The organism is Streptomyces sp. CNP082 (genome assembly GCF_059570535.1).
The window spans coordinates 103,561-120,617 of sequence record NZ_JCANSZ010000002.1 but is presented as its reverse complement, the minus strand read 5'-3'; the positions used below and the strand labels follow the sequence as shown (position 1 = coordinate 120,617).

The window sequence follows — 17,057 nt, the reverse complement described above, 5'->3', positions numbered from 1 at the left end:
GAAGCGGCGTGCGGCTGCGTCCCAGGGGCGAACGCGGCCCACAATGGGCCGTACCCGCTAAGGAGAAGATCATGGCCAAGTACCTGCTGCTCAAGCACTACCGCGGCGCGCCGGCGTCGGTCAACGACGTGCCGATGGCCCAGTGGGAGCCGGAGGAGGTCACGGCTCACATCCAGTACATGCGTGACTTCGCCGCCCGGCTGGAGACCACCGGTGAGTACGTCGGCGAGACGGCCCTCTCCCCGGAGGGCACCTTCGTCCGCTACGACGGCGAGGGGCGCCCGCCGGTCACCGACGGTCCGTTCGCCGAGACCAAGGACCTGATCGCCGGCTGGATGATCATCGACGTCGAGACCTACGACCGCGCGATCGAGCTGGCCGGCGAGCTGTCCGCGGCCCCGGGCGCGGGCGGGAAGCCGATCCACGAGTGGCTTGAGGTCCGCCCGTTCTACGGTGTGCAGGCCACGGCCGCCGAGTGAACGAGTCGCTGCTGCGGGAGCTCGTGCCCGAGGTCATCGGGGTCCTCGTCCGCCGCGGAGCCGATTTCGCGGCGGCCGAGGACGCCGTACAGGACGCCCTGGTCGAGGCCGTACGCGGCTGGCCGGACGATGCGCCGCGCGACCCCAAGGGGTGGCTGATCACGGTGGCCTGGCGCAAGTTCCTCGACGCCGTACGCGCCGACACCTCCCGGCGGCGGCGCGAGGAGCTGGTCGAGGCCGAGCCCGCGCCGGCCGCAGACCCGGGCGGGGCGGTGGACGACACGCTCCAGCTCTACTTCCTGTGCGCGCACCCGTCCCTGACGCCGGCCTCGGCCGTCGCGCTGACGCTGCGCGCGGTCGGCGGCCTGACCACGCGGCAGATCGCGCGGGCCTACCTGGTGCCGGAGGCGACCATGGGCCAGCGGATCAGCAGGGCGAAGCGGACGGTCTCCGGCGTGCGGTTCGACCAGCCCGGCGACCTCGGCACCGTGCTGCGCGTGCTGTACCTGGTCTTCAACGAGGGGTACTCCGGCGACGTCGACCTCTCCGCCGAGGCGATCCGGCTGACGCGGCAGTTGGCGGCCAGGACGCGCGCGGCGGCCTCGGCGGGCGCGGCGGGTGCGGCGGGTGCGGCGGGTGCGGCGGGTGCGGTGCGTGGGGAGCGTGCGGCGGGTGGGGGCGGTGACGGGCCTGCGAGGGGGGACGAGGAGGTCGCGGGGCTGCTGGCGCTCATGCTGCTCCACCACGCGCGGCGGCCCGCGCGGACCGGTCCGGACGGCGGTCTTGTGCCCCTCGCCGAGCAGGACCGCGGGCTGTGGGACACCGGGCTGATCGCCGAGGGCGTCGGGATCCTCCAGGCCGCGCTGGCCCGCGACCGCCTGGGGGAGTTCCAGGCGCAGGCGGCGATCGCCGCGCTCCACGCCGACGCCCCGACGGCGGGGGAGACGGACTGGGTGCAGATCGTCGAGTGGTACGACGAGCTGGTACGCCTCACCGACAGCCCGGTGGCCCGGCTCAACCGGGCGGTGGCGGTGGGCGAGGCCGACGGCGCGCGGGCAGGGCTGGCGGCGCTGGCGGAGCTCGACCCGTCGCTGCCGCGGTACGCGGCGGTGGCGGCGTACCTGCACGAGCGGGACGGCGACGCGGAGACGGCGGCCCGGATGTACGCCGAGGCGGCCCGTTCGGCACCGAACATCCCCGAACGGGACCACTTGACGCGGCAGGCGGCGCGGCTCAACACCCGGCTGCGGGGGTGAGGACGCGGCGTTCTGTCAGTGGGGCGGCCTACCCTAGGGAGGGCGTGTGGGGGGCTAGGGGGTTGCGTAGGGTTCCCACCAACTGGAGGGCCGCCGACGGGTCCGTCAGGTCCACCATCTGCCGGTTGTCCCGCAACTGCAGCCTGTTGAGGCACGACAGCGCGAACTCCGGCGCGAACAGGTCGTGCCGCTCGAACCTCTCCGCCAGCTCCGGCACCGCCGCCCGGTAGTCCCGTGCGCACTCCGCGACCGTGCGCCAGAAGTCCTCCTCGCCCAGCACCCCCGCCTCGTCCAGCAGCGGCGCCAGGAAGCGGAAGAAGCAGTCGAACACGTCCGTGAAGACGGACAGCAGTTGCATGTCGTCCGGGACCGCCGCGCGGATGCGCTCCGCCGCCGGCGGCAGCGGCAGATCCGGGTCCATGACCACGACCTCCTCCGCGATGTCCTTGAACAGCGCGCGCTGCACCACTCCCGCCTCGTCCAGCACGAGGATGACGTTCTCGCCGTGCGGCATGAACGCCAGCCCGTACGCGTAGAACGCGTGCAGCAGCGGCGTCAGATACGCGTCGAGATAGCGGCGCAGCCACCGCTCAGGCGCCAGCCCCGAGCGCTCGATCAGCGCCGCCGCCAGCGGCCGGCCGGCGCGGTCGGTGTGCAGCAGCGCCGCCATCGTCGCGAGCCGCTGCCCCGCGGCGAGCCGCGGCACCGGGCTCTCCCGCCACAGCGCGGCGAGCATCTTGCGGTACGGCGAGCCGGGGGCGGTGGCGGCCTCGTACGCCTCGTGGCGGTAGCCGACCGCGGCCAGCTCGCGCAGGATCCCCAGCCCCGTGCCGCGCAGCACCTCGTCCCGCTCGACCAGCTCCGCGACCCAGTCATTGATCGCCGGCGTGGGCTCCATGTACGCGGCCGAAAGACCGCGCATGAAGCCCATGTTGAGCACGGACAGCGCAGTCTTGACGTAGTGCCGGCCGGGCGCGGAGGCGTTGAAGAAGGTGCGTATCGACTGCTGCGGCTGGTACGCGTCCTCGCTCTCGCCGAGGTACACCAGCCGGCGCGTGGCGACCTCGCCCGCGAAGGTGACGGAGATCTTGTGCTCCCACTGCCAGGGGTGCGCGGGCATCAGCAGATAGTCGTCCGGGTCCAGGCCCAGGGCCCGCAGCCGGGCCGCGAAGCCTGCCAGCACCGCGGGCCCCAGCTCCGTGCGCAGCAGCGTGTCGTAGTCGAGGCCGGCGGCGCACGTGAAGGCGGCCCGGTCGCGGTGGGCGGCGAGCCAGGCGAGGCGGGTGCGCGCGCCGGTCTCGGGAGCGTACGCGCGGTAGTCCGCGGCGCCCAGACCCAGGCGGCCGTTGTTGGCGACGAAGCAGGGGTGGCCCTCCGTCATCCCCGCCTCGATCTGCTGGAAGTCCGCCGTCGCCAGGTCCGCGTCCTCGGGGCCGGTGAGCTTGTACGCGGTGCTCGCCAGCGTCGAGGTGATCTCCTCCAGATAGACCGGCAGTACCCCGTCGCTCAGCCCCAGGGGCTCGCGGAGTTCGGTGAAGAACCGCAGGGCGTCGAGCCCGGAGCCCTCCGGCGGGTCGCCGGGGGCGTGGCGGGTGACGGTGCGCGGGTCGACGCGCCAGTGGTCCAGCGCGTAGCGCCGGGCCTCGAAGCGGTATTCGGCGTCCCCCGCCCGTAGCGCGTACGCACCCACCCCCCGCGGCTCGGGCGTCAGCAGCCGCTCGTGGGTGAACTCCCCGATGGCCTTGGCCAGCAGCCTGCGGGTGGCCTCCGCCCAGTGGCCGGGGGTGAGGTGCCCGGTGACGTCGGGGGGCCCGGCCGCCTGCGAGGCCGCGAACTGCTCGCGGGTGCAGAAGCTCAGCAGCGCCTCCTTGCCGGGCGTCCCCCCGGCGCCCGGCAGGCGCACCCGGCGCGCGACGCGGAAGCCGACGGCCGTGTTCAGCGCGTGCACCGCGGTGTTGCGCGCGTCGGGTTCGACCACGACCCGGCGCACCGCCGGGTCGGCGAACAGCCACTCCATCACCGCCGTGATCACCGCCCGGGTGAAGCCGTGCACCGGGGTGTCGGCCGGTGCGGTGAGGAAGTGCATCCCGACGTCGCCGCCCTCGGCGTCGTACACGCCGGTCAGCTCGCGGTGCGCCGGGTCGTAGCGCTCGGCGAGGAAGGCGGGGACGCCGTCGGCGAGGCCGAGGAAGGCGTCGTGGTGCGGATCGGCGGCGATCCGCGCGTACTCCTTCTCGACCTCCTGCGGCGTGCACTCCTGCATCAGCCAGAACGCGGCCTTGGGGTGGGTGACCCAGGTGTGCAGAAGTGCGGCGTCGCGGACCGGGTCGAGGGGGCGCAGGGTGAGGTTCATCAGGCCGGCGCTCCGAACTCCTGGAAGGCGATGGACTTCTCGACGGGGTAGACCTCGCGGCCGGTCATCTCCCGGATGATGCAGGAGTTGCGGTACGCGGCCATGCCGAGGTCGGGGGCGGCGAAGCCGTGGGTGTGCAGCTCGGCGTTCTGGACGAAGACCTCGCGGCCCGCGTGGTCGACCGTGTAGTTGCGGGCGACCGCGAAGCGGCCCTGCTCGTCGCGGGCGAGGCGGTCGGCGATGCCGGCGAGGAACGCCGGCTCCGCGTAGCGGTAGCCGGTGGCCAGCACCAGCCCCTGGGTGGCCAGCTCGAAGTCCCGGCCCTGCTCCTCGTGGCGCAGGCCCAGGGTGTACGTGCCGTCCGCGTACCCGGCGGAGACGAGGGCGGTGCTGGTGAGCAGCCGGGTCGGCACCGGGCCGCGGCGGGACTTGACGTACAGCAGGTCGAAGATGGCGTCGACGAGTTCGGTGTTGATGCCCTTGTAGAGGTTCTTCTGCGCGGGGCCGAGCCGGTCGCGGACGGGCGCGGGCAGCGCGTGGAAGTAGTCGACGTACTCGGGCGAGGTCATCTCCAGCGTCAGCTTGGTGTACTCCAGCGGGAAGAACCGCGGCGAGCGGGTCACCCAGGTGAGGTGGCAGCCGTTGGGGGTGAGGTCCTGCAGCAGGTCGTAGTAGATCTCGGCGGCGCTCTGCCCGCTGCCGACGATCGTGATCGACTCCTTGCCCCGCAGGTGCTCCCGGTGCTCCAGATAGCGGCTGTTGTGGAGGACGTCGCCGCCGAGGCCGCGGCACGGCTCGGGCACGTACGGCGGTGTGCCGGTGCCCAGGACGAGCCGGCGCCCGCGGTACGTGCAGCGCGGGGTGCGGACGGTGTACGTGCCGTCCGCCGCGTCGCGTTCGACGGCGGTGACCTCCTCGCCGAAGCGGACGGCGGGGAGTTTGGCGGCGGCCCAGCGGCAGTAGTCGTTGAACTCCTCGCGCAGCGGATAGAAGCTCTCGCGGATGTAGAAGGAGTACAGCCGTCCGGTCTCCTTCAGGTAGTTGAGGAAGGAGTACGGGGACGTGGGGTCGGCCAGCGTGACCAGGTCCGACATGAACGGGGTCTGGAGCGTGCTGCCCTCGATGAACATCCCGGAGTGCCAGTCGAAGTCGGGCTTGCGCTCCAGGAAGACGCCGTCGAGGCCGTCGACCGGCTCGGTCAGACAGGCCAGGCCCAGGTTGAAGGGGCCGAGGCCGATGGCGACGAAGTCGTGGACGCGGTGCTCAGCGGGCGGGGACTGCGGAGGCTGTGCGGTCTGAGGTGGCTGCGGGGACGTCGGGCTCTGAGGTGGCTGCGGGGACGTCGGGGGCAAGGGATTCTCCGGTGTGGTCGGCCGCGTGCGCGGCTATGAGGTCGAGGACGGCGGCGAGGTCCTCGACGGTGGTCTCGGGGTTGAGCAGCGTGAACTTCAGGTAGTGCCGGCCGTCGACCTTGGTGCCCGCGACCATCGCGGCGCCGGAGGCGGCCAGTTGCTCGCGGGCGTACAGGTTGGCGGCGTCGGTGAGGCCGGGGTCCGCGTGCGCGGGGCCGGTTCCGGCCCGGGCGGCGCCCGGGACGTAGCGGAAGACCAGCGTCGAGAGCTGCGGCCGGACGACGACCTCGAAGCGCGGGTCCGCGTCCAGCAGCCGCCAGCCGGCGTCCGCGAGGTCGCAGACCTCGTCGAAGAGCGCCCCGACGCCGTCGGCGCCCATGACGCGCAGCGTCAGCCACAGCTTGAGCGCGTCGAACCTGCGGGTGGTCTGCAGGGACTTGTCGACCTGGTTGGGGACCTGCTCGGCGGCCATGCGCTCGGGGTTGAGGTAGTCGGCGTGGTACGTCGCGTGCCGCAGCGTCGCCCGGTCCCGTACCAGCACCGCCGACGAGCTGACCGGCTGGAAGAAGGACTTGTGGAAGTCGACGGTCACCGAGTCGGCGCGCTCGATGCCGGCGAGCAGGTGCCGGCGGCGGCCCGAGACCAGCAGCCCGCAGCCGTACGCCGCGTCCACGTGCAGCCACACGCCGTACCCCGCGCACAGCCCGGCGATCTGCGGCAGCGGATCGACGCTGCCGAAGTCGGTGGTGCCGGCCGTGGCGGCGACGGCCATGGGGACCAGGCCGTCGCGCTGGATCTCCGCGAGCGCCGCGGCCAGCGCGGCGGGCCGCATCCGGCGGTCCGCGTCGCACGGCACCTCGACGACGGCCTCCTCGCCGAGGCCGAGCAGCACGGCGGCCTTGCGGACGCTGAAGTGGCCGTGCGTGGAGGCGAGGACGCGCAGCCGGGGCAGGATCTCGGCGGTGCGCAGCCCGGCGCCCTGCTGCTTGCGTACGCCGTCGCACGCCTCCTCGCGGGCGAGCAGCAGGGCCTGCAGGTTGGACTGGGTGCCGCCGGAGGTGAACACGCCGTCGGCGGCCGGACCGAGGCCGGCGCGGGCCGCGGCCCAGTCGACGAGGCGGCGCTCGATGAGGGTGGCGCCGGCGGACTGGTCCCAGGTGTCCAGGGAGGAGTTGACGGCGGAGAGCACCGCCTCGCCGAGCACGGCGGGGATGACGACGGGGCAGTTGAGGTGGGCGAGGTAGCGCGGATGGTGGAAGTAGACGGCGTCGCGCAGGTAGAGCCGGTCCAGCTCGGCCAGCGCGGCGCCGGCGTCGCCGAGGGGGAGGTCGAGGTCGACGGCGTCGACGACGGGGGCGAGGGCGGGGGGTGCGACGCCCGTGAACGGGCGGTCGGCATGAGCCAGTCGGGCCGCGATGTGCTCGACGCCTGCGGTGACCGTGCGGCGGTAGGCGCCGGCGTTGCGGTCGTTGAGCAGGTGGGACCTCATGGATGTGTCCTCACTCTTCGACGGGAGGGGGGCCCGGAAACTTAGGGCAGCCTAACCTAAGTAATTTGTCTTAGGGCCCCTGCCCCCGCCGTTTCGGCCACCCGCCGCCAGGCTCACCCCTCTTCGGCCGGGTCGTCGGCCTCCGCCTCGTAGCGGAACTGGTCCTCGGAGGCGCCGCGGCGCCAGTAGCCGGTGAAGGAGACCGCCCGGCGGTCGAACTTCCGCTCCCGTACGAGCTGCCGGCGCAGCTCCCGCACCATCCCCGCCTCGCCCGCGAGCCAGGCGTACGGGGTCCCCGCGGGCAGCTCCGCGGCGCGCAGCGCGTCGACCACGCCGGCGGTGGGGCCGGTGAGCCAGGTGACGTCCAGGTCCGCGGCGGTGTCCAGTTCGAGCGCGTCGCCGGGGTCCGGCACCCGGATCCACGCCTTTACCGGCAGTCCCGCGGGCAGGGCCTCCAGGATCGCCGCGGCGGCGGGCAGCGCGGTCTCGTCGGCGGCCAGGACGACGTGATCCGTGCCCTCCGGCAGCCGGAAGCGCACGCCGGTGTTGTCCGGCACGGCCGGGCCCAGTGCGAGGATCCAGTCGCCGGGCTCGGCCCCGCCCGCCCACTGCGCGGCCGGGCCCGCGGGGTCGGTGTGCAGCACGAAGTCGATGTCGACCTCGCCGGGGCGCTGCGCGCGCACCGTGTACGAGCGCAGCACGGCCCGTACGCCGGGGTCGAGCGCGCGGTACTCGCTGAACCAGTCCGGGCCCGTGGGCATCACCGGCTCCGCCTGGCCGGGGTGCGGCAGGAACAGCGACAGGCTCTGGTCGAAGCCGCCGGAGGCGAACCCGCCGAGCCCGCCGAGACTGCCGGGTCCGCTGTCTCCGTCGTCACGGTCGTCGCCGAAGGTGACGCGCAGCAGCGTGGGGCTCAGCCGTTCGGTGCGGGCCACGTCGAGGCGGAAGAAGCGGAACGGCTCGGCGGCTTCCGCCGCCGGCTCTGCGGTCTGCGTGGTCGGTTGCGTGGTCACGTCGGCTCACCCTCCTGGTGCGTACGGAGTCGCGGCCGCGTCCCGCGTACGGAAGGGCCGACGACGCAGCTTAGGCTAACCTAACCTAACTTCCGTGTGCAGAGGCCGGAATCAGGCCATGCCTCGCGTCCTCCGGCCGGGTCGGTGAGTGCCGGTCGCAACCGGGCGTACGTTCCCATAATCTGGTGCCTCGTCAGCGTCAACGGGGATGTCGACGGGGACGAGGAGCTGCCGCATGGGCCAGGGGTGGGAGGGGCGCTCCCGGCGCGACCGGGTCGTGACCGAGTACGTGGGCGCCGCGCTGCGGCGGCGCTTCCGGCCCGCGTTCCTGCGGCTGACGTACCCCGCGCCCATCGACGAGCAGCAGCCGGTGACCCTGGTGCTCGGGCCGCGCGGCAGCGGGAAGAGCACCCTGCTGCGGCACTTGCAGACCGCCTGGGACGACGTGCCCGTCTCCCTCCAGGACGTCGCCGTGCACCGGCAGCAGAACGCCACCTGCTTCGACGTCCTCGCCGAGCTGGTCTTCGACCTGCACGCCCGCAAGCGCGGCTGGCCCCGGCTCACCTTCCCGTCCTTCGGCGTCCAGGCCGTCGCGATACGCGCCGACGTGCCGCTGGACAGCCGCAAGGCGGCGGCCCGCGCCATGGTCAGGGCCCTCGCGCCGGCCCCGGCGGACGGCGGCGACGGCGCGTTCCTGGGCCGGCTCGTGGAGGCCGCCGGCATGCTGGGCGTACCGGCCCTGCTGCGGGCGCCCCTGCTGCTCATGCCGGGAGGCCGTCGGGCCCTCGCGCTCGGGCTCGCGCGGCTGCGCCTGGGCCGGGCGCTGCGCGACTCGCGCCACCGCAGCTACCTGGACTACCTGGTCGACCTGAAGCGGCGGTTCCACGACCCCGCGACCCGGCGCGGCGCGGAACAGGACCTCGCCCGCGCGTTCCTGGACGACCTCTGCCGCGCCTACGGGCGGGGGCACGCCGCCCGCGTCCACGACACCCGCTGCCTCGTCCTCCTCGACAACGCGGAACACCAGCTCGGCGGCGACCTGCTGGAGCTGCTCCTCGACGCCCGGCAGGCCCGGCAGGAGGGCCCGGACGCGCAGCCGCGGCGCCCGGGGGAGCCGGCCGGGCGCACCGACCCGCTCGTCGTCCTCGCCGCCGCAGCCGCCTACCCCAAGGCGCTGAAGAAGCCCGCGCTCGGCTACAAGCCGCAGCCCGGCCGGTATCCGGGGTGGTGGGACCCGGAGGACCCCGGCTTCCGGCCCAAGCGGCTCGCGCCCGGGCTGTGCGTCGGGCAACTGCGCGACCTGCGGCGCGACGAGGTCGAGGCGCAGGCGCTCGAAGTGCTGCGGGCCGACGGCGCGGCGGCGGGCGGCGGAGACGGTGCCGCCGCCGGGGACGACGCCGGCGAACTCCTGCCCGACGCCGGCGTGAAGTGGCTGGGCTGGGCCGCGTACGAGATCACCCGCGGCCACCCCCTGGCCACCCGCCACCTCTTCGACGAACTCCTCGCCACCGACGACCGCCAGCCGTGGGAGACCCGCATCCAGCGCGTCCTGGCCCCAGACGCGCCCCTGGTCACCACCCTGCTGGAGCGCCTGCTGCCCCGCGACGCCCGCGAGAGCGGCCTGTGGGACGCCCTGCCCCGCTGCGCCGCCGCCACCGACCTCGCCCGCGCCGTCGCCGCCGGCCCGCTGTGGGCGGAGGGCGAAACGGCGCTGCGCAACGCGGTCGGCGCGTTCTCCGGCGACGTCCTGCAGACCATGCACGTACGCACCCGCGACAGCGCCGCCGACGGCCCGCTCCAGACCCTCCACCCGCTGCTGCGGCTGCTCCTCCTGCGCCGCCTGGAGGCCACCGGCGGCTGGCGCCACGCCCACGAGGCACTGCGCCGCGACGCCGCGGAGCGCGGGCTGCCGGAGATCGAGGCGTACCACCGGCTCGCGCTGGAGGACCTGCACGCCGCCGCCCGCTTCCTCAACGACCGCTTCGGCGACGCGGACGCCACCCGCTGGTGCCGCCTGCTCGTCCGGCTGCGCCGCGCGCCCGTACGCGCCCGGATCCACGCGCACGCCCCGCAGGCCGACTCGCCGCAGCAGCGGTACGAGGGGCTGCTCGGCTTCCTCAGCACCGACGAGGTCGAGAGCCGGGAGCGCACCGTGACCCGGCTGCTGGTGGCGAGCTGGATGGCGCCCGAGCCCGCCGAGTCGCCCGAGACCGACCACGTCGGGGACCCGTACCGCAATCCGCTCGAAGACCTCTACGGCCAGCTCTACGGCGAGATCAACGCCCGCTTCATGACGCTCGCGTACGGGCCCTTCGGCGGCGGCACCCCCGCGCTGCTGGACCAGGCGCGGCAATACGAGGAGAAGCCCGGTGAGTGAGCGGAGGCTGGGACGCGGCGGCACGACGCCCTGGGGAGCGGTGGTGCTCGTGGCCCTGGTCGCGGCCGGGGCGCTGGCCTGGTTCCTGCCGCGGACGCTCGGCGGCGACGAGGAGTGCGCCGCCGGGGTCGTGCGGCTGGCCGGCGAGTGCGTGGGCGTCACCGACGGGGCGTACTCCTTCGACGAGGAGCTGGACGAGGTCACCGAGCGGATCCGCGAGGAGAACGAGCGGGTCGAGCGCTCCGGTGCCGCGTCGGTGAGCATCGCGTACGTCGAGTCCATGACCCGGGGCGAGGACGGCGCCGGCCCCGGCGGACGGGCCGACGACCGCGACCCGACCGTCGTCCGCCAGGCGCTGGAGGGCGCGTACCTCGCCCAGCGCGCGCACAACCGGCTCGACGCCGAGGACCCGCGCGCGGACGAGGGCCCGTCGCCGAAGGTGCGGCTGCTGCTCGCCAACACCGGGGCGGGCGGGGCGCACTACGAGCGGGTGGTACGCGACCTTCAGTCCCTGGCCCGCGGCGATGAGCACCTGGTCGCGGTCACCGGCCTCGGCCAGAGCGTCGAGTCCACCGTCGCGACCGTGGCCCGGCTGCGCCGCGCCGGGATACCCATGGTCGGCGCGACCGTCGCGGCCGACGAACTCGCCCGCAAGGACCCCGACTTCTTCCGCGTCTCCCAGCCCACCTCCCAGCAGGCCGCCATCGCCGCCCGCGAGCTGCGCGAGCGGCAGCGCGAGGACCCCGGCTACCGCGTCGACGTCGTCAAGGACATCAAGGCGGGCGACACGTACAACAAGGCGCTGCGCGACGGCTTCGAGGAGGCGGTCGCCGCGCGCGGGGTGCGGCTGGCCACCGAGGACGGCTACTCCTTCGAGTCCGGCCGCAGCTCGACGGCCAGCGCGCTGACCTACATCGCCGACCAGGTGTGCCGCGCCAGACAGGAGCTGGACGCCGTCTACTTCGCCGCCCGCGGGCGCGCCCTGCGGCAGTTCGTCCAGTCCCTCGCGGACCAGCCCGGCTGCACGCTGGCGGTGGTCTCCGGATCCAGCGCCCTCGGCCTGTACTTCGACTCGCCCGACCTGCGGCGCTGGGGCGCCCAGGGGCTGCGCATCCGGTACACGGCCTACGCCCACCCCGAGGCCGGCGACGCCGCCGCCCTCGCGGACTTCGCCGACCGCTACTGCGCCGACTTCCGCCCCGGCGCCCGCCGCGGCGCCTGTGCGGCGGGCGACGGGCCGTTGCAGAGCGGGCAGGCGATCATGGGGCACGACGCGATGCTGGCGCTGGTCAAGGCCGTGGAGTTCGCCACGGGACCGGACGGCGACGACCCCGTGGACGCGGGCGCGGTACGGCAGATGCTGCTCCAGCTCGGCACCACGAAACAGGTGCGGGGCCTGAGCGGGCCGATCGGCTTCGACGCGTACGGGAACCCGAAGGACAAGCCGATGGCCTACGTCGAGCTGCAGTGGCGGTCGGGCTTCCGGTACGTCCACAAGGCGGAACTCTGGCCCTGAGCCGGAAACACTCCACCAACTGGCCGTGGGAGAGCTGACGTACGCCGCCCCGCCCTCGCCGCCTCCGGGCATGCTTGCTGGGCACCCGAGCCGTGCGGAACCATGGGTGCGTTGCCGAGAATGCCGGAGGCGTTGTGGCCCTGATCGAGATCCTTCCGACGGTCTGGGTCAGCCATCGTGCATCTGTCGATGCCGGCGTCCACTGGGGGCCGCTACATCCGCGTCTACGGCCGCGCGCACATCGCCTCGGGAACGGTCATAGGTGACTTCGTCACCATCGGTTGCCCGTCTCCGGAAGAACTGGCCGCAGCCAGAAGGGACTTATCGGAGTCCGCCGGGGGCGGCACCCGCTCAGGCACCCTGGACGCGCTCGATGAATTCGTCGTCGATCCGACGGAGATCGGCACAGACTCGATCATTAGAGGTCCGACGAGTATCTACAGCGGGGTCAGCACCGGGGCGCGATTCGACTGCGCCCACAACGTGACGGTAAGGGAACGGTGCCGGATCGGCGACGACTGCTATCTGAAAGTCAACACCGAACTGCGCAGGGAAGTGTTGGTGGGCGACCGGGCCACGCTTGCCGGAACGGTCGGCGACCGCGCCAGTATCGGTGACGATGTCACATCATTCGGCAGCCTGATCCACAAGTACAGCCGTGTGCAACGCGGTTTGACCGAGACCGGGCCCACGCTGAAGAGTGGGTGCTTCGTCGGTCGGAACACCTCGGTTATAGGCCCGGTTGTGGTCGGTGAAACCGCCTACGTCGCCGCCGGAGCAGTGGTGGTCAGAGACGTTCCGAAAGGCAGTCTGGTGGTCGGCGAGACTGGCACGGTGCATCCTGACTGCTCGCCCGTGCTGCGCGCCACGGACAAGAACAAGGAGTGAGCTAAGGTGATCAAGTCGGATCTTCGGATCGACCGCCCCGGGGGCGGCTCTCTGCACGTGCACTACCGGGAAGCAGGCAATGGTGAGGCGCGGCCAGCCGTGATCCTCTCGCACGGATTCTCCGTCGACGGGACGGAAAGTCATCGCATCTTCCTCCGGATGGCGGACAGGTACAACGCGGCCGGCATCGCCACCGTCAACTTCGACTACTTCGGCTGCGGGTACAGCGATGGTGACTTCTCAGAGTTCTCCGTCAGCAATGCCGTGGCCGACCTGGGCACTGTCATCGACTGGGCGCTCCGACAGGAGGGCGTGGCCGCCGGGCAGATGGTGATCCACGGCCAGAGCCTCGGCACCGCGGTCGCGACTGTGGTGGCCGCGCGCCGCGACGACCTGGCGGGATGCGTCATGTGGAACCTCTCCGCCGACCTTCCACGGCGCTACCGGGCCATGCTGGGAGACGAAATCTTCAACGACGGGCAGACATGGATCCGGGACAAGGGCTACCGGATTACCAAGGACTTCATGGACGACGTGGACGGCTATGACATCCTCGGCTACTACCGTGACTGGCGCACGCCCACCTTCTTCGTCAGCTCCGGCGCCGATACGAAAGGGGAGCCGGAACTCGCGGAGCGGGCCTGCGCGATGGCTGGCGAGCCGGCATCGCGGCTCGTCGTCGAGGGCGCGAACCACTCCTTCAAATGCCAGCCGGAACTGGAGGACCGGGCGGTGTCCGCGACGCTGTCCTGGGTTTGCGAACGATTCGGCATGCCGGTGATCCGGTGACGGCAGCAGAGGGACTGCACATCACCCGCTTCCGTCACGACTTCATTTTCTGTATCGATCCCGGATTCTGGGGCCGCAGAAGCGAACGCAGCAGGCGCCTGGCCTTCAGCCCGGGGGATCGGGCGGAGGACTTCACCCGGGTGCTGCGGGCGGATCACCGGGTGAGGTCGGTGGAGTGGGCACAGTCTCTCTTCGAGGATGCCCGCCGGCGCGACCACGCGACCTTGACGACGATAAACTTCGAGGACATCGCGCCGGCGATCGCCCGGCTGGTCGACGCCTTCACCGAGCGGGTCGGCCTCTTCGATCTGCGCCTCGCGGAGATCCAGTTCTCCCGGGACGGCCCGATCGCGTTCCCCTTCTCCGCACACTTCGCGCCCACCCGTGAACGTCCGCACCTGCCCGTCGAAGAGTTGCTGCGCGAACTCAAGGTGGTACGGGAGAGTGCGTACCGTCACTTCGCGTCCGCTGCGCGTTACGCTTTCGATATCTGCGCGGACAGCGAGATCTTCGGTTCCTGCGACGAGGAGCTGTTCCAGGCGTCGTTCCAGCGCGTTCATCGCTTTGAGATTATTGACTTCGACTATCAGTTGTCGGACGGCACCAAGCCGGTTATCGGCGACATTGCTGCGCAGGTGGACAGCGTCGCCGCCCGCGAACTTGCGGGTCTCATCCGGATGGCGCGCCCCGAGGTGTGGCCGGCCTACCGGGCGAGCTTCCTGACGCAGTTCTTCACACGCAACATCGGTAACCGGGTCGACGAGATGTGGATCTTTAACAGCCGTTGTCTAGTCCGGCATCATCCGGAGGAAACCGCCAGAGCGGACGTCCAGCTCTGGTTCGAAGACGCCCGGCTCGCCATCTCTATTCTGCTGCAGAAGGCCGCGGTCCTGGAGTTCCTGCACTGGGTCATGAAGTACGAACTGAGCGAAGTCAACAGCATGCTCACCACCGCCGGTGACCGCATCCACAGGAACACGGTCGAACTCCTTGCTGCCATCGAGGCCCTCTCGAACAAGGTCGTCGACCCGCTGGCCGTCGAGCGGCACATCTCGCACGAGTTCTTCCGCAAGCTCCTCGCCGAGGCCAGTGCGGCGCTGGAAGTGGCCCTGCTCTCCAGGCTCTGCCGGGAACGCGTGGCGGACGTCCGGAGCCTTGTCCAGGCCGTCGCCGCACAGGTCGTGTCGTCTACCTCCCTGGCCTCCACCGTGACCACGGAGCGGCTCACGAAGCAGATGCTGTGGCTGTCCGTCCTGGTGGCGGTGTTCGCGGTGGTACAGATCGTCGTGGCCGTTCTCGAATGACCGTGTTGCCGTCGCTTCGGCACGCAGGGGAGGAGTCCTGCACATGCACGTCGCGGTCAACGCCATCATCTTCAACGGTGCCCGACACGTGCTGCTCACCAGACGCAGGGACGTCCCGCTGTGGTGCCTCCCGGGCGGGCACCTGGAACCGGGGGAAACACTTGCGCAGGCAGTTCGCAGGGAAGTCCGGGAGGAGATCGGCGTGCAGGCGTCGGTCACCCGGCTGACAGGTGCCTACTCGGCCGGAAACGTCGCCCGCATACCTCCGGCTCCCGCGCACACCGTGATCGTCGCCTTCGAGTGCTCAATTGCCTCCGGAGCCCCATGGTGCTCGGACGAGGTCGCCGAGGTCGGCTACTTTCCGCCCTCCGCTCTGCCGGATGAGGTCATCGTCACGCATCCCGGCCGCATCTCGGACGCCCTCCGTAACCTCCCTTACGCCGTCTACGACTGACAGAAGGTTCCGACGGGGCTGCCACAGACCTGCAGCATGGGCTTGCGGCGGCCGGGTACGTGGTCACCCCCCGGTGGGCGGCCCACGTCGGGGCGCCAGGGCGGGTCTTCCACCGCATCGCGCATGCTGACACCTTCACACCGTTTGTGGTCGACCCCACACAGAATCGGCCGTACCTCTTACCCTGGCAGTGTCGAGCTGCAGAGAAGAGGTAAGGCCGTGATGCCTCCCGGTAGTACCCCAGCCGCAACGACGTTCGGCCAGAGAGTGAAGCTCGCCCGGGAACGCAAGGGGCTCACTCGGCCAGTCCTCGGTGGACTCGTAGGCCGCTCCGCGGAGTGGGTCAAGGCCCTTGAGACCGGCCGCCTTCGTATGCCCCGCATTCAGATGCTCCTGCGGCTCGCCGAAGCGTTAGACGTCGAGGAACTGGCCGACCTCACCGGAGACGCCCGCCTGGAGCGAAGCACCTACTCCAAGAACCTCCACGCCTCCCTGACGACCGTCCGCGATGCCCTGGTGTCGTACGGGGTCACCCAAGGCTCTCCGGTGGCCATCGAGGACTACATGACGCGCATCGACGGGGCGTGGCGGGCGTGGCACACCTCGGAGCGTGAGCGTGCCGCTGTCGCGCCGATGCTGCCACGCCTCATCGCTGACGGCCGCGCCTCCCAGCACGCCGCCGACGACCGAACCAAGCGCCGCCAGTTCGCCGCGCAGCTCGCCCGCGTCTACCACTTGGTTCAGCTATACGGCTCGTTCCAGCCCGCGCCGGAAATGGTGTACATGTCGTCGGACCGGGCCATGCTCACCGCCCAGGACGCAGACGACCCCGCCGCCATCGCCGGAGCCGCCTGGTACGCCAACCACGTGTGGCGCGATGCCGGAGAAGCCGCAGAGGCCCGAGTCGAACTCGCCCTCGAAGTCGCGGAGATGCTCCGTCCAGGCGACTCAACCGAGCAGCGCGCGCTGCACGCTCTGATGCATCTGGCGGTGGCGCTCTCGCACGCCAAAACAGGCCGCTCCGGGGAGGCGTGGCATCACCACGACGAAGCAACCCGCGCCGCAAGCAGGCTCGACGGGTACAGCCATCCGTGGCTGATGATCGGCACGGGGATGGTGGAGCACTACGCCGTCACGATGCACCTCGACTTGCAGCAGCCGCGCCGAGCGCTCGACGCCGCACAGCGCATCGACCCGGCGGCGATCGACTCCCGTACTCGACAGTCCCGCTATCTCATTGAGGTGGCTCGTGCCCATTACCAGCTTCACGAGCGGGACGCGGCCATCTTCCACATGCTCAAGGCCCGTGCGCGTTCGGCCGACACATTCGAGTTCTCCCTGTTCGCCCGCTCCATGGTTGCGGAGATGCTGCAGGACCCGCCGCCCGCCATCGCCGACGACATCCGAGACCTGGCCGGCACGCTCGCCCTTAGCTGAGGAGGGGTACAACCTGTACCTCTCCTCAAAGGGGTAAAACCCATACCTGTCGCCCTGTGACTGGACGCCTACCGTCAGTGGTGCCCTGATCACCGACGACAGGCGACGCCATGGACACCTCCCACACGGGCGCCCCCGCCCGGAATGAAACGCAACCGGAGACCGCCCGCCCGCGCATGACGTTGCGGGTGTCTCGCGACGGCGGACGCACCTGGGGGCGTGAGAAGCGCATCTACACCCGCGACCTTCAGTCTCCTCCGCCCACCGGCGTCGATCCGCCGTGCCGGTGCCCCCGCTGCCGCGGGAAGAAGCCGTGAGCGCCATCGAGCGGCCTGTGCCGCCTCGCCGGC

At 71.7% G+C, this 17,057-nt stretch carries 13 protein-coding genes; 9 read left to right on the top strand and 4 right to left on the bottom strand.

Annotation, left to right across the window (positions count from 1 at the left end; genetic code table 11):
• Positions 1 to 71: 71 nt before the first annotated feature.
• Both B124_RS02060 and B124_RS02055 read left to right on the top strand, forming a co-directional pair.
• The gene (locus B124_RS02060; RefSeq protein WP_496500859.1) at positions 72 to 479 is read left to right on the top strand and encodes a YciI family protein; all 408 of its coding nucleotides are present in this window, start codon (positions 72 to 74) and stop codon (positions 477 to 479) included.
• On the top strand, positions 476 to 1,735 hold the full coding sequence (locus B124_RS02055; RefSeq protein WP_496500858.1) for an RNA polymerase sigma factor: 1,260 nt from the start codon (positions 476 to 478) through the stop codon (positions 1,733 to 1,735). Before B124_RS02060 ends, B124_RS02055 begins: the two co-directional genes overlap by 4 nt.
• Before the next feature lie 28 nt (positions 1,736 to 1,763).
• On the opposite strand, the gene B124_RS02050 is transcribed toward B124_RS02055, so the two are convergent.
• The 4 genes from B124_RS02050 to B124_RS02035 form a co-directional block, all read right to left on the bottom strand.
• Entirely contained in the window at positions 1,764 to 4,088 is a 2,325-nt protein-coding gene (locus tag B124_RS02050; RefSeq protein ID WP_496500857.1) for a GNAT family N-acetyltransferase, read from the bottom strand.
• A complete protein-coding gene (locus B124_RS02045; RefSeq protein WP_496500856.1) occupies positions 4,088 to 5,440 on the bottom strand; it encodes a lysine N(6)-hydroxylase/L-ornithine N(5)-oxygenase family protein in 1,353 nt (450 codons plus the stop codon). Before B124_RS02045 ends, B124_RS02050 begins: the two co-directional genes overlap by 1 nt.
• Positions 5,352 to 6,929 carry a pyridoxal phosphate-dependent decarboxylase family protein gene (locus B124_RS02040; RefSeq protein WP_496500855.1) on the bottom strand — a complete coding sequence of 526 codons (1,578 nt, stop codon included), beginning with the start codon at positions 6,927 to 6,929 and terminating at the stop codon, positions 5,352 to 5,354. Before B124_RS02040 ends, B124_RS02045 begins: the two co-directional genes overlap by 89 nt.
• A gap of 113 nt (positions 6,930 to 7,042) precedes the next feature.
• A complete protein-coding gene (locus B124_RS02035; RefSeq protein WP_496500854.1) occupies positions 7,043 to 7,942 on the bottom strand; it encodes a siderophore-interacting protein in 900 nt (299 codons plus the stop codon).
• Between the two features lie 235 nt (positions 7,943 to 8,177).
• On the opposite strand from B124_RS02035, the gene B124_RS02030 reads away from it, so the two are divergent.
• From B124_RS02030 to B124_RS02000, 7 genes are all read left to right on the top strand, one after another.
• Positions 8,178 to 10,319, top strand: coding sequence for an ATP-binding protein (locus B124_RS02030; protein WP_496500853.1), 2,142 nt, complete (start codon positions 8,178 to 8,180; stop codon positions 10,317 to 10,319).
• A complete protein-coding gene (locus tag B124_RS02025) occupies positions 10,312 to 11,835 on the top strand; it encodes an ABC transporter substrate-binding protein (RefSeq protein WP_496500852.1) in 1,524 nt (507 codons plus the stop codon). The genes B124_RS02030 and B124_RS02025 overlap by 8 nt, the downstream gene beginning before the upstream one ends.
• Before the next feature lie 177 nt (positions 11,836 to 12,012).
• The gene (locus B124_RS02020; RefSeq protein WP_496500851.1) at positions 12,013 to 12,723 is read left to right on the top strand and encodes a hypothetical protein; all 711 of its coding nucleotides are present in this window, start codon (positions 12,013 to 12,015) and stop codon (positions 12,721 to 12,723) included.
• A 6-nt stretch (positions 12,724 to 12,729) separates the two neighbouring features.
• Positions 12,730 to 13,512: an alpha/beta hydrolase gene (locus B124_RS02015; RefSeq protein ID WP_496500850.1), complete on the top strand. Its 783-nt coding sequence runs from the start codon at positions 12,730 to 12,732 to the stop codon at positions 13,510 to 13,512.
• Entirely contained in the window at positions 13,509 to 14,816 is a 1,308-nt protein-coding gene (locus B124_RS02010; protein ID WP_496500849.1) for a hypothetical protein, read from the top strand. Before B124_RS02015 ends, B124_RS02010 begins: the two co-directional genes overlap by 4 nt.
• Before the next feature lie 43 nt (positions 14,817 to 14,859).
• Positions 14,860 to 15,270 carry an NUDIX hydrolase gene (locus tag B124_RS02005; protein ID WP_496500848.1) on the top strand — a complete coding sequence of 137 codons (411 nt, stop codon included), beginning with the start codon at positions 14,860 to 14,862 and terminating at the stop codon, positions 15,268 to 15,270.
• Between the two features lie 36 nt (positions 15,271 to 15,306).
• Positions 15,307 to 16,707, top strand: a complete 1,401-nt coding sequence (locus B124_RS02000; protein WP_496500847.1) for a helix-turn-helix domain-containing protein — start codon at positions 15,307 to 15,309, stop codon at positions 16,705 to 16,707.
• The last annotated feature ends 350 nt before the right edge of the window (positions 16,708 to 17,057 follow it).